The sequence below is a fragment of the Streptomyces sp. NPDC093252 genome (genome assembly GCF_040683675.1).
GTDB lineage: Bacteria > Actinomycetota > Actinomycetes > Streptomycetales > Streptomycetaceae > Streptomyces.
Map to the genome: position 1 here is coordinate 30052 of NZ_JBFBEM010000007.1, position 13548 is coordinate 43599.

Annotated in this window: 8 protein-coding genes; all 8 read left to right on the forward strand. The window is 74.8% G+C overall.

All coding sequences use genetic code 11. The annotated features are described in order from the left end of the window. Positions 1-16 precede the first annotated feature (16 nt). On the forward strand, positions 17-1681 hold the full coding sequence (locus AB0O01_RS16130) for a hypothetical protein (RefSeq protein ID WP_365314401.1): 1665 nt from the start codon (positions 17-19) through the stop codon (positions 1679-1681). Next, positions 1678-2778, forward strand: a complete 1101-nt coding sequence (locus tag AB0O01_RS16135; RefSeq protein ID WP_365313824.1) for an AAA family ATPase — start codon at positions 1678-1680, stop codon at positions 2776-2778. The genes AB0O01_RS16130 and AB0O01_RS16135 overlap by 4 nt, the downstream gene beginning before the upstream one ends. After that, positions 2779-7395 (forward strand): FxSxx-COOH system tetratricopeptide repeat protein, encoded by a 4617-nt coding sequence (fxsT, locus tag AB0O01_RS16140; protein ID WP_365313826.1) that lies wholly within the window; start codon positions 2779-2781, stop codon positions 7393-7395. 182 nt (positions 7396-7577) lie between these two features. Beyond that, complete coding sequence (locus AB0O01_RS16145; protein WP_365313828.1) at positions 7578-8780, forward strand: hypothetical protein; 1203 nt, start codon at positions 7578-7580, stop codon at positions 8778-8780. Then, a complete protein-coding gene (locus AB0O01_RS16150) occupies positions 8777-9892 on the forward strand; it encodes a caspase family protein (protein ID WP_365313830.1) in 1116 nt (371 codons plus the stop codon). The genes AB0O01_RS16145 and AB0O01_RS16150 overlap by 4 nt, the downstream gene beginning before the upstream one ends. Positions 9893-10019: 127 nt before the next feature. Continuing rightward, entirely contained in the window at positions 10020-10253 is a 234-nt protein-coding gene (locus tag AB0O01_RS16155; RefSeq protein WP_365313832.1) for a hypothetical protein, read from the forward strand. A gap of 69 nt (positions 10254-10322) precedes the next feature. Continuing rightward, positions 10323-12206, forward strand: coding sequence for an HEXXH motif-containing putative peptide modification protein (locus AB0O01_RS16160; RefSeq protein WP_365313834.1), 1884 nt, complete (start codon positions 10323-10325; stop codon positions 12204-12206). A 94-nt stretch (positions 12207-12300) separates the two neighbouring features. Further along, a complete protein-coding gene (locus AB0O01_RS16165; protein WP_365313836.1) occupies positions 12301-13524 on the forward strand; it encodes an arginine deiminase in 1224 nt (407 codons plus the stop codon). The last annotated feature ends 24 nt before the right edge of the window (positions 13525-13548 follow it).

Sequence of the window (13548 nt, forward strand, 5' to 3'; positions counted from 1 at the left end):
GGGACAGTCGGTGACGATGGGCGCGGGGGTCGACGGACCCGGGGGCGACGCCGTACGCGCGCGCGGGACGCGGCTGCTGCTGCGGCTGACCAATGAGCTGTGCGATCTCGGCTGTATGGAGGATGCGCAGGGCCGCCTCCACTTCGGTGTCGTCCTCGGCGATCTGCTCCGCCGCCAGGTCGACCTGCGGGGCATCAAGCTCCGCGAGGACGTGGTGGTGCTGGTCCGCACCGCGCTGAGCACGGCGGGCGGCGAACGCGTCCTGGTCGAGGTGGTCCGCATCCTCGAAGGGGATCTCGCGGGCGACGACCTCGACCGGCTGCTGGACGACATGCTCGCCCCCGCCCCCGCCGAGCGGCCCTCCGGACCGCTGGCCCCCGACGACCTGACCGCCGCCCGCGCCGCGCTCGCCCAGGGCGAGGTGCCCGCCGTCCGCCTCCGCGACGACCTGGTCGAGGAGCTGAACGGCGTCGACCTGCCCACCGGCCTCCAGCCCGACCAGCTCCTCCTGCACCTCCTCGACTGGAACACCCAGCCCGACGGACTGCCCCCCGCCGCCCTGCTGGTCGACCTCGCCGCCCGGATCGCCCCCGCCCCCGCCCACCGCGCCGCGCTCACCGAATGGGCCGACGACTGGGCCGCCCGCGCCGGGCTCACCGCCCCCTTGGGCCGCCGCCGCGCCGCCCGGGTCGAGGCGGCGCCCGACCCCGACATCCCGCGCGCCCTCGTCGTCGCCGTGGAACCGGCCCGCGACGGCAGCGACGAGATCGTGGTCCGCCCCTGGCTCAACTCGGTCCCCGGCTACTGGGATCCGCAGCCCGGCGAGCCGGTCACCACCACCCTGGACGGCCTCGGCGCCGCCGTCGAGCGGGCGCTGCGCCAGGGCTCACGGCTCTGGTCGGTGCCCCCCGAGCCCGGACCGGGCGGGCGCCGCCCACCGCCGCCGTATGTCGAATTCGTTCTTCCGTACGACCTGCTCAATCATGATGTGGCCGGTCTGACCCATCGGATCGGGGACGGACAGCCGCTGCCGCTGAGCCTGAAGTACGGCGTCCACCTGCGCAGTCTGGAGCGGATGCGGACGGACGACGCCCTCGTCCGGGACCAGTGGCGGGAGCGCTGGCGGGTGCTGCGCGAGCACGGAGTGGCGGTCCACGGCTGGCGTGAACCGGACGGCCGCTCGCCCGGCGCGTGGCAAGCCGCCCTCGCCGGGGAAGCAAGACATACGGCGGTGGTGCTCGACGCACCCACCGGCGCCATGGCACAGGCGGCCCTCAGAGCCGCCATCGCGGAAGGGATAGGGCTCGCGATCTGGGACCGCAGAGGGGTGTTCCGAGAGGAGCGCCGGGAGGTGATCACCGCCTTGTTCGCCGCCGCTCCGTCCCCCGAGCGCATCCCGCTGGCCGTCCATCTGCTGCGCCGCAACGCCGAGACCGACGGCCACGGCCCGGGAGAGCTGCTGGGCCGCCATATCGGCTTCTTCTGGGACGATCCGACCCGCCCCGTGGATTTCCACTCCCTGGACGACCCGGACGACCCGGACGACCCGGATGACCCGAACAATCTGGATGGTCTGGATCATCCGGATGATCTGAACGGCCCCACCCACCCCACCCACCCCACCCACCTCACCCACCTCACCCACCCCGGCGGTCCCGCCAGCGAGGAGGCATCGGCATGAGTGCACCGGAGCAGCAGACGTCCCCCGACGGCTGGCGGATGTTCCACGGCACGGGACGGACCCCGGCCGTCCCGCCCGCGGTGCCGCCGCCCCCGCCCTGGCGCCGGTTCCGCGGCGGCCCGCCCCTGGACGTGCCCACCGCCGACCCCGAGGCCGCGCTGCGCAGGCTCGGCCCCGGGGACATCGCCCCGCAGCTCGGCGCCGAGGAGATCGACGTCGTGAACGCGGCCCTGCTGCTGCGCCGGCCGCTGCTGATCACCGGGCCGCCCGGCGTGGGCAAATCCACCCTCGCCCATCTGATCGCCCGTGAACTGGGCCTCGGCCGGATCCTGGAGTGGAACATCGTCAGCCGCACCGGCCTGCGCGACGGGCTCTACGCCTACGACGCCATGGGCCGCGCCCAGGCCATCGCCGCCTGGCGGGCCGGACTGGGCGATTCCGCCGCCGGGCGGGCCGGGGGCACCGAGATCCCGCCGGACGCCGACGGCCCGGCCTCGGACTTCTCACACTCCGGTCAACTGCCCTCGGCTCTCGGCGACTTCATTACCCTCGGGCCCCTCGGCACGGCTCTCCTGCCCTACGATCGACCCCGGGTGCTGCTCGTGGACGAGCTGGACAAGAGCGACATCGACCTGCCCAACGACCTGCTGCACGTCCTGGAGAACGGAAGCTATGACATCCCGGAACTGGTACGGGACACCGCGGACCTCGCGCGCGTCCACACCAGCGACCCCGGCGGCCACGCCGGGATCCGGGACGGCCGGGTCGAGTGCCGGGAGTTCCCGGTCGTGGTGATCACCAGCAACGGGGAACGCGAATTCCCGGCCGCCTTCCGCCGCCGCTGCCTGCCCCTGGAGATGCGCACCCCGACCCGGGACCAGCTTCTGGCCATGGTGGAAGGGCACTTGGGGCTCCGCCCGGACGGCACCGAGGACCTCGTCGATCTGTTCGTGCAGCGGGTCCAGGCGGGCGGCACCCACTCCCTGGACCAGTTGCTGAACGCGGTCCAGATGACTACTGCGGGTGGTTTCCAGGCCGACGGTGACGGGCGTAAGCTCGTGGAAATGCTCCTGCGCGACCTCGCGAAGGGCCGCTGAATGAAGGGCTATCCCAGGGAGCACGCATCCGGGCCGGGTGACGGCTTTCCCCTCTCGGGGTCGTCGCCCCCTTCGGCGTTCCCCGAGACCGCCGGTCCGGTCGGCGTGCCCGCACCGGGTTCCGCCGCCGAGGACCCGCGCTGGCAGGAGATCGCCGACGCGGTCTGGCTCGCCGCCTACTGGGACCGCCACGGCGGCCCGTCCGGCACGCCCGCCGACCCCGCCGACCCTCCCCAGGACCCCGCCACCCGCCCCGCCCCGGAGGGCGCGGCGGACGAGCCGCGCCCGGACACCCCGCCCGAGGACCCCGCCACCCCCGACGCGTCCGACCCCCCGGCCGCCGTGACGCTCCCGCCCCTCGCCCGCCCCACTGTCACCGGCCCCCGCACGCCCGTCGCCCCGCCCCGCCCCGCCGATCCCCCCGGCCCGCCGCCACCCCCCGGCGCCCGGTCCGGCGAACCCCCGCGCCCGGCCCGGCTCTCACCCGCCGCCGAGGGCCCCTTCACCCTGCACGTCTCCCGGCCGCTGCTGCCCGCCGACGACCGCCCCGCGCCCCGGCCCGGCCGCGCCACCGCGCTGTTCGCCCGCGCCCTGCACCAGCTCGCCCGGCGCCTCCCCTCGCGCGCCACCTTCGAACTGGACGAGGAGACCACCGCCGAGCAGGGCGTCGCCGACGAACTGTGGATGCCGTTCCTGCGGCCCACCCGCTCCGCCGCCTTCGACCTGGTGCTGTTGGTGGACGACGCCCCGACGCTGCGGATCTGGCAGGAGGCCACCGCCCGGCTCGCCGAGGCCGCCGAGCAGAGCGGCGCCTTCCGTGCCGTGCACACCGTCACCGTCCAGGTCCCGCGCACCGGGACCGCCACCCTGCGCCGCACCCCCACCGGCCCCGCCGCCGACCCCGGCGAACTCCTCGACGGACGCGGCGGCCGGATCTTCCTGGTCGTCACCGACGGCCTCGCCCACGGCTGGGCCGCCCCCGCCGCCGACGACCTCCTCGGCCGCCTCGCCCACGCCGGACCCACCGCCCTGGTCCATCTGCTGCCCCCGCACATGCGCCGCCGCGCCACCCTCTACCCCTACGACGCCGTCCTCGAAGCCGGTGGCTTCGGCGCCGCCAACCACGCGCTGGCGCACTGGCCCCCGCCCGGCGGACCCGACCCGCTGCGCCCGCTGCCGCACGGCGACGACGGCTCGGTGCCGGTGCCCGTGCTGTCCCTCAAACCGGCCTCGCTGGCCGCCTGGGCCGATCTGGTCACCGGTGAGCGCGGGGTGCGCCGGGCGCTGCCGGTGGTGCTGGCCGGGGCGCTCACCAAGGGCTCGCCCGCGCCCGGACTGCGCGCCCCGCGCTTCCCGCGCGCCGCCAAGGCCGCCGTCCGCCGCTTCTCCACCCTCGCCACCCCCGCCGCCCGCCGGCTCGCCACCCAACTGGCCGCCGTGCCCTTCGAGTTCGACCTGGTCGAGCAGTTGCGGCGGCGGATCATGCCCGAGACCGGGCCGGACCATCTCGCCGAGATCCTGATGGGCGGGCTGATCGACTGGGACGGCGGCGACGGACGCCCCGAGTTCGCCGACGGCGTCCGCGAGGAACTCCTCGCCACCACCACCCGCAGCCAGCTCGCCCACACCGTCAGCGTGGTCGGCGAACTGCCCGCCGCCGGAGCCCGCGGCGTGGCCCTGCGCGCCGCCCTGCACGACCCGGCGGGCGCCGTGCTCCCCGACCCGGGCGAACGCGCCTGGGTGCGCAGCGAGCTGGCCGTGATGCGGGCGCTGTCCGGGCCGTACGCGGAGCGGGCCCGGCGGATCGAGCCGCGCCTGTTCCGCGCGGGCACCACCGCCACCTCGGCCACGGCCACCAGCACGCCCGGCAGTGGCACCGACGATGTCCCACCCGGCAGATCCACCCCCGGCGCCGCCGAACGGGTGAACGCCGGAATGGGTGGAGTGTCCCCTTCCGGGGGGAACGGCCAAGGTGATGGAGGAATGTCCGGCGGAGGGGGAAGCCTGCCTCCGTCGAACCCCCCCGACGACCCTGGAGAACCCCCTGTGCTGGTATCCGACCCCACCCCACACGTAGCCTCGGAGGCTGAGCAGCTCATGCAGAGCACCACGACCGCAACGCCCGCCCTTCTGGTGAACGTTCCGCTCCGGAACACCTCGTTCGTCGGCCGGCAGGCGCTTCTGAGGGCCGTGGAGGAGCAGCTCGGCGCCCAGGACACGGCCGCCGTGCTCCCCAACGCGCTGCACGGCCTCGGTGGAGTCGGCAAGTCCCAGTTGGCCCTGGAGTACGTCTACTCCCACCAGTACGACTACCGGGTGATCTGCTGGATCCCGGCGGAGCGGGAGAGCCTGATCCTGGCGGCGCTGGCCCAGTTGGCCGGGCAGCTCGGCGTGGCCCCCGCCCAGGACAGCCTGGGCGCGCCCGCCGCCAACACCGCGGTGCCCGCCGTACTGGAGGCGCTGCGCTCCGGGGTCCCGTACGACAAATGGCTGTTGATCTTCGACAACGCCGAGGATGTCGAGGCCGTGCGCGCCTACTTCCCGACCAATGGACCCGGCAAGGTCATCGTCACCTCCCGGAACCGGGCCTGGGAGCGGGTCGCCACTTCGCTGCCGGTCAATGTGTTCGAGCGGGAGGAGTCCATCGAACTGCTCCAGAAGCGCTCGCCCGACCTCACTGACGAGGACGCCGACCGGCTCGCCGAGGTGCTCGGCGATCTGCCGCTCGCGGTCGAGCAGGCCGGCGCCTGGCGGGCGGTGACCGGGATGCAGGTCGACGAGTACGTCCAGCTCCTGGACGCCCGCAGCCCCGAGATCCTCGAACTCGACCCCTCGCCCGAGTACCCGGTCTCCGTCGCCGCCGCCTGGGACATCTCGCTGGAGCGGATCCGCGAGCGCAACCCCGGCGCCCGGCAGCTCCTCGACATCTGCGCCAGCATGGCCCCCGAGCCCATCCCGCGGTCGGTGCTGCGCGGCAGCCGGGGGGTCAACCTCACCCCCGACGTGGACCCGCTGCTGCGCGAGTCGATCAAGCTCAACCGGGCGGTGCGTGACCTCAGTCAGTTCTCGCTGATCAAGGTGGACCCCCGGTCCGACACCCTCCAGATGCACCGGCTGCTCCAGACGGTGCTCCTGGCCAAGCTGAGCCGGGCCGAACGCGAGCAGATGCGTGACGCCGCCCATCAGCTCCTGTCGGCGGCCAAGCCCGGCCCGTTCGGATCGTCCCTGGAGTGGCGCGCCTACCAGGCGCTGCTGCCGCACGTCCTCGCCTCGCAGGCCGTCCTCAGCACCGACACCTATGTCCGCGACCTGGTCTTCGACACCGTCTGGTTCCTCTACTACTGGGGCGACCACGAGGGCGCCACGGATCTGGCCCGGCAGTGCTGGAACGCCTGGATCGCCGCCTCCGGCGAGGAGGACATCCATGTCATCAAGATCGCCAAGAGCCTCGGCTTCCTGCTCCGCCAGATCGGCCAGGTCCCCGAGTCGATCCCGCTCACCGAGAAGGCGCTGGAGGTCTGCCGCCGCATCGACGCCGACCCCGAGGACCTGATCGACTCCCTGTGCGAACTGGCCGACGCCCGTGGGTACCAGGGCCGGTTCCAGGAGGGCCGCGACCTGGCCCGCGAGGCCGCCGACCTGGCCCGCTCGCTGTTCGGGGCCGACGACCCGATCACCCTGCGCGCCACCCACGCCCTCGGCGTGGACCTGCGGTTCTGCGGGGAGTTCGGGGAGGCGCTGGAGCTGGACCAGGAGAACGCCCGCCAGCGCGAGCAACTGTTCGGCTCGGCCAGCTTCTTCACCCTCAACACCCTCAACGCGCTCGCCCTCGATCTGCGCGAGAACGGCGACTACCCGGCCGCGCGCGACTTCCAGGAGGACGCCTACCGCCGGGCGGTCGCCGCGCTCGGCGACGAGCATCCGCTCGCGCTGCGGCTCGCGCGCGACCTCGCGGTGTGCCGCCGCCGGGACGGCGCGCTCGGCGAGGGGCTGAAGCTGGTCGAGGAGACCCTGCGCCGGTTCGTCGCCCGCTACGGCCCCGACCACTTCGACTCCCTGTCCACGGCCATGAACCTCTCCGTGGACCGGCGCCTGGACGGCGACTTCGAGGGCTCCCGCAGCCTCGCCGAGGTGACCATCCGGCGCCTGGAACTGCGCCTGGGCGCCGACCACGCGTACATCCTGGTGGCGAAGGCGAATCTGGCCGCCACGCTGCGGGCCCTGGCCACGCTCGACGAGGCGCAGGAACTGGAGGACGAGGCGGCCCGCCGGCTCGCCGCCACCCTCGGCCCCCGCCATGTCACCACCCTGACCGTCGCCGCCGGACAGGCGAACACGGCGTACGCCCGGCTCGACTTCGACAAGGCCCGGCAGATCGACGAGAACAATCTGCTGCTGCTCGCCGAGGTCGCCGGGCCCGAGCACCCGCTGACCCTCGCGGTCACCTCCAACCTCGCCCTGGACCTGCGCGGTCTGGGCCGGGGCGCCGAGGCGGACGAGTTCCAGCGCAAGGCCGTCGAAGGGTTCTCCCGGGTGGTCCGCGCCGAGCACCCCTGGCTGGTCGCGGCCCGGCAGCGCCGCCGGATCGAGTGCGACATGGCACCGGTGCCGTTGTAGCCGACCCGGGTGGGGCGGGGCAGTCTCCGCCGCGCTTGCCGCGCCCCAACCGGCCCCGGATACTCTTACGTTGACGCTACATCGAACGACGCACAGCGAACGTCGCACAGCGCACATCAGCCATCGCCATCGACCATCGCACGAACGTCGTACGCGGACTGCACAGGTGTCACGGGGGGCACATGACGGCGGTTGTCTTCGTCCATGGGACCGGGGTGCGCGAGCCCGGCTTCTCCCAGCTCGCGGGGCGGGTCGCGGCTGGGCTGACCGCACTGCGCCCCGGACTGCGCGTGGTGCCCTACTACTGGGGCGAACCGTACGGCGCGGCGCTGGCCGGCGGCGGGCTGAGCCTGCCGCCCGAGGGCGGCACCTCCCGGGGCGGCCTCGCCGAGGGCCCGCCCCCGGACAGCGGTCCGTACGGCGGCCCCTCCGGCGGTCCGGAGGCGGAGGCGGACGACTGGGCCGCGCTCTACGCCGACCCGTACGCCGAACTCGCCCTCGCCGCCGCCATGGCGGGCCCGGCGGGGGAGCGCCCGCCCGGTGCGGCCGTGCCGGAACAGCTTCTCCAGGCGCGGCTCGCCGCCCTCGCCGCGCGGGGCGACGACCCCGCCGCCGCCCTGGGCCCGGGGCTCGGCCGGGCCGCCGTCGAACTGGCCGCGCATCCCCTGCTCGGGGCCGCCGCCGAGGCCCTCGGCCCCGACGACCTCGCCGACCTCGCCGCGCGGAGCCTCGCCGCCCGGGTGATCGCCGAACTGCTCGCCGCGGACGACCCGCTGATCCCGGCGGGCGACACCCGCGACACCGTCGTACGGCAGCTCGCCGAGGCGCTCGGGGGTGCGCCGCGGGGGAGTGAGCGGGGGCTGCGGTCGGTGCTGCTGCGGGCCGCGGGGTCGGCCGCGACCAGCGCGGTGGTGCGGCGGCGCCGGGCCCTGACCGAGGCCGCGCACCCGGCCGCCGGGGACATCCTGCGCTACCTCGCCCGGGGCGCCGCCGTACGCGACGGACTGCGCACCCTGGTCGCCGGGCTGGCGGCGCCGGTCACCCTGGTCTGCCACAGCCTGGGCGGGATCATCGCCCTGGACACCCTGGTCGGCGCCCCGCTGCCGCAGGTGCGGCTGCTGGTGACGGCCGGTTCGCAGGGCCCGTTCCTCTACGAGTCCGGCTCCCTGCCCTCGCTGGAGCACCCGGCCCCGCTGCCGCCCCACGTCCCCGACTGGCTCAACCTCTACGACCGCCGCGATCTGCTCTCCTACCTCGGCGGACCGCTCTTCCCGGGCCGGGTCACCGATGTCGCCGTCGACAGCCGCCAGCCGTTCCCGGCCGCGCACAGCGCCTACTGGACCAACCCCGAGGTCTACCGCCACATCGCGGACCGGCTGCCGTGACCGCCCCGCGGGTCACCGCCCTGATCGTCGGCGTCGAGCGGTACGAGGCCGGGCCCGCCTGGGATCTGCCGGGCCCGGCGCGGGACGCCGTCGCCTTCTGGCGGCTGCTGCGCGCGGCGGGGGTGCCCGAGGAACGGCTGTGGCTGCACCTCGCACCGCTGCCGCCGTACGTCCCGGGGGTGCCGTACGAGCGGGCCGACCACGCCACGCTGCGCCGGGTGCTGGTGCGGGATCTGCCGCAGGAACGGGGCGAGGTGCTGTGGGTGTGGTGGGGCGGGCACGGGGTGCTGGACCGGGCGGGGCAGCTCCGGCTGTTCTGCGCGGACGCCGGGACCGACGACAAGCTCGCCATCGGCCTCGACTCGGCGCTGGAGCGGTACGCCGGGGACGCGGTGCCGGGGTTCGCCGAGCAGTTGTGGATCGTGGACGCCTGCGAGACGTTCGAGGAGGCGCTTGCCTTCCGGGAGCCGCTGCCGCCGGACGGACTGCCGGTGGGGCGCCGCAATCTGGCGCACCGGCAGAGCGTGCTGCGGGCCGCCGGACGCGGCCGGGCCGCCGCCAACGATCCGGTGCGCGGGACGGGGCTGTTCTCGGAGATCGTCCTCGGTCTGCTCGCCGACCGGGCCGCCGCGCTGCCCGCCCCGCCGGATCCGGAGGAGCTGTTTCCGGCCGTGAAGACACGTATCGCGGCCCTCAGGGAAGCGGGCGTTACCCTCCAGTACCCGGAGATCCGGCTGGACAGCCCCGACCGCACGGACATTCTGACCCCGGCGCCGCCCGCGCCGCCCGCTCCCGCAGTGCGCCGGGCCTCCCCGTTGCTGCGGGCGGTGTCGGTACTGATGGCGTACCCGCTGATGAACGACCCCGGTGAGCGGCAGACCGTGGTCGCCGCGCTGGACCCGCGGGTCACCGCGACCCTGCCCCGCCACAGCAAAGCGCGCACGGATGTGACCGGCATCCTCACCCGGCTGGCCCGGGACCGCCCCGAGGCGCTGTGGGACCTGTACGAGGCGGTGCTCTCGCTGGACGACGATCCGGGGCGGGCGGCGGAACTGGAGGCGGTGCTGCGGGAGTTCGCGGATGCCGCAGCACGCGGAAGTGATCAGAAATGATCGAGTGGCGGGATCAGATGGTTTTCGACCCGCACATGAATGGTCATGATGGAAACGGACATGGGCAGAACAGGGAGCGTTACGTGCACGCGTCGCTGCGCACCGCTGTGCGAGAAGGGGGACCATCTTGAACCAGCCGTCCGCTGTGCACCACGCCGAGGTCGCCGGCCCGGTGCCGGCCGTCCCGGCGGGTACCGGGCTCTGGGAATCGGACCTGGCCGACCTCACGGGGCTGTCCCTGTCCGCCGTGGACGCACTCCCTCCGCTGGGCGCCCAGGCCCGTGTGCTGCAAGAAGTCCTGCGCGCCCGGCACGGTGTCCAGAAGGGCGGGAACGAGGGGCCGAGCGGGCGGGCCGAGTGACCGCCGGGCGGACCGGCTGACCCGCCCCACCCCACCGCACGCCCGCCCCGCGACCGGAGGTCCCCGCCCATGAGCAGCGCGTCCGTGCCCCCGCCCCGTACCGCCCCGTTCCGGATGCCCGACCGGCTGTTCGCGGAGCTGGCCACCGGGGGCGGGTCGGACGAGGCGGTGGCCTTCCTGGTCCGTGGCGAGCGGGCCCGCCGGCTGCTCCTGCTGCGCACCCTGCTCGACCGGCTCGCCGGACTGCCCACCCCGCTGACCGGGCCCGCCGAGACCTGGCGGACCGTCAAGGAGGCCGCCGAACGGGCGCCGGACGCGGTCGACGCGCTGCTCCTCGCCCCCTCGACCGGCGGCTGGCTCGCCCATCTGCTGCGCCGCGTCCACGGCACGTCGTCCGGCGGCCCCCCGCTGTGGGCGGAGGCCGGTCACCTCGCCGCCCTCGCCGTCGCCGCGTCCCTGCGGGCCGGTACGGAGGCGGATCTGCGGGTCGCGCTGACCGACGGGGGGTTGCATCTGCCGGGGCTGGGGCGGGCGGTGCTGTACCCGGCGGGGGAGGGGCTGCCGGTGGCGGACGGGGCGGTTGCCCTGGGCGACCCGGCGATGGACGGAGCGGTGGCCGATCGATCGGCGATGGGCGGTCCGGCGACGGATGGCCCGGCGATCAACGACCCGGCGACACCCGGCCCGGCGACCCACGGACCGGCCCTCGGCCGAGCCCGTACCTCCGCCGGGGTGCTCACCCTCACCGGGCAGGACCGCCACGGCCGCACCCACACCCTGCGCTGCCGCCCGGCGACCGCGCCGATCGGCGCGCGACGGACCGCCGGGGAGCGGGACTCCCCGGGCTGGTTCCCCCTGCGCACCCTCACCCTCACCCTCGCCGACGGCTCCGTCTCCGTCCCGCTCGACGACCTCGATCCGTACCGCGACCTCGACGACCCGGTTGCGCCCGCGCGGCTGGAGGAGGCCGAGGCGGAGGCGTGGCAGCGGGTGTTCGAGGAGGCGGTCGGGCTGGTGGCCGCCGACGGGGTCGGGCTGGTGGCCGCTGATGGGGTCGGGATGGTGCCGGGGCGGCTCGACCCGGCCTGGATCCGGGCCGTCGTGCCCTGGGGGCGGACCGCGCTCACCCCGCCCGCCCCGGCGACCGTCGTGGTGTCCGCGTCCAGCGGGGACACCTTCGGGGCGATGGTCATCGCCCGGCCCGCCACCGCGCTGCCGCTCGCGGAGGCGCTGGTGCACGAGTTCCAGCACAGCAAACTCGGCGCCCTGCTCCATCTCTTCCCCCTCCTCGACGACGACCGCGCCGAGCGCTTCTACGCCCCCTGGCGGGGCGACCCGCGCCATCTGACCGGGCTGCTGCACGGGGCGTACGCCTTCACCGCCGTCGCCGGGTTCTGGCGGGAGCGGACGGCCGACCCGGAGCACCCGGACCACGCCGACCGGGCCGCCTACCACTTCGCGCTCCGGCGGCTCCAGAGCCGGCTGGTGGTGCGGACGCTGCTGACCAGCGGTCGGCTCACCGCCGCCGGCCACCGCCTGGTGTCGGGGCTCGCCGCCACCCTCGACGGCTGGCTGCGCGAACCCGTCCCCCCGGCCGCCCTCGCCCGCGCCCGGACGGCCGCCGCCCTGCACCGCACCGAGTGGCGGCTGCGCAACGCGCTGCCCGGCCCGCCCGGCACCCTCCGGCTCCGCCCGGACCGGCGCACCTGGACCGATCTGCGCACCCACACCTTCGCCACCGCGCCCACCGCCCCCCGCACGGCCGACGACCATCTCGCCGCCGGTGACCCGGCCACCGCGTGCCGCCACTACGCCGCCGCCCTCGACCGCGACCCGGGCGACACCCCCGCCCTGGCCGGCTGGATCGTCGCCCGCGCGGCCCTCACCCCGGCCCCCTCCGCGCGCCGCCTGCTGGCCCGCCCGGAACTCCGGCAGCCGCAGCCCCAGCCGTAGCCCCGGCCCCAGCCGTGGCCCCGGGCGAGCCCGCCGATGACGGCCTCTGGGGGAAACGTGGGTGAACACGTGCCCGATTGGTCAGGATGGGGGCATGGCATACCACGTCGATTCCGAGGCCGGGCGGCTGCGCCGCGTCATCCTGCACCGGCCCGATCTGGAGCTCAAAAGGCTCACCCCCAGCAACAAGGACGCGCTGCTCTTCGACGATGTGCTGTGGGTGCGCCGGGCGCGCGCCGAGCACGACGGCTTCGCCGACGTCCTGCGCGACCGCGGTGTCGAGGTCCATCTCTTCGGCGAACTGCTCACCGAGGCCCTGGAGATCCCGGCGGCCCGCGCACTCGTCCTGGACCGGGTCTTCGACGAGAAGGAGTACGGTCCGCTGGCCACCGGCCCGCTGCGGACCGCGTTCGCCGCGCTGTCCGCCGCCGAACTGGCCGAGGCGCTGGTCGGCGGGATGACCAAACGGGAGTTCCTCCAGGGCCACGCCGAGCCGACCTCGGTCCGCTTCCACGCGATGGATCTGGACGACTTCCTGCTCGGCCCGCTGCCCAACCATCTCTTCACCCGGGACACCTCCGCCTGGATCTACGACGGCGTCTCCATCAACGCGATGCGCTGGCCCGCCCGGCAGCGCGAGACCGTGCACTTCGAGGCGATCTACCGGCACCATCCGCTGTTCACCGGCGCCCCCTTCCACCTCTGGTCCGAGGGCCAGGCCGACTACCCGTCCACCATCGAGGGCGGGGACGTCCTGGTCATCGGGAACGGCGCGGTCCTCATCGGGATGAGCGAGCGCACCACCCCGCAGGCCGTGGAGATGCTGGCGCACAAGCTCTTCGCGGCCGGTTCCGCGACCACGATCGTGGCGCTGGACATGCCCAAGCGACGCGCCTTCATGCATCTCGACACCGTGATGACCATGGTCGACGGCGACACCTTCACCCAGTACGCGGGCCTCGGCATGCTCCGCTCGTACACCATCGAGCCCGGGGCCGGGGACCGGGAACTGAAGGTCACCGACCATCCGCCGGAGCATATGCACCGGGCCATCGCCGCCGCCCTCGGGCTCAGCGAGATCCGGGTGCTGACCGCCGTCCAGGACGTGCACTCCGCCGAGCGCGAGCAGTGGGACGACGGCTGCAATGTGCTCGCCGTGGAGCCCGGGGTGGTCGTCGCCTACGAACGCAACGCCACCACCAACACCCATCTGCGCAAACAGGGCATCGAGGTGATCGAGATCCCGGGCAGCGAGCTGGGACGGGGGCGGGGCGGGCCGCGCTGCATGAGCTGCCCGGTGGAGCGGGACGCGGTGTAGCCGAGGGGGTGCGCGTCCGCCGGC

Bases quoted from the DNA above. Each gene is read 5' to 3' on its own strand.
- AB0O01_RS16130 (WP_365314401.1), top strand. From the start codon at position 17: ATGGGCGCGGGGGTCGACGGACCCGGGGGCGACGCCGTACGCGCGCGC.
- AB0O01_RS16135 (WP_365313824.1), top strand. From the start codon at position 1,678: ATGAGTGCACCGGAGCAGCAGACGTCCCCCGACGGCTGGCGGATGTTC.
- fxsT (WP_365313826.1), top strand. From the start codon at position 2,779: ATGAAGGGCTATCCCAGGGAGCACGCATCCGGGCCGGGTGACGGCTTT.
- AB0O01_RS16145 (WP_365313828.1), top strand. From the start codon at position 7,578: ATGACGGCGGTTGTCTTCGTCCATGGGACCGGGGTGCGCGAGCCCGGC.
- AB0O01_RS16160 (WP_365313834.1), top strand. From the start codon at position 10,323: ATGAGCAGCGCGTCCGTGCCCCCGCCCCGTACCGCCCCGTTCCGGATG.
- AB0O01_RS16165 (WP_365313836.1), top strand. From the start codon at position 12,301: ATGGCATACCACGTCGATTCCGAGGCCGGGCGGCTGCGCCGCGTCATC.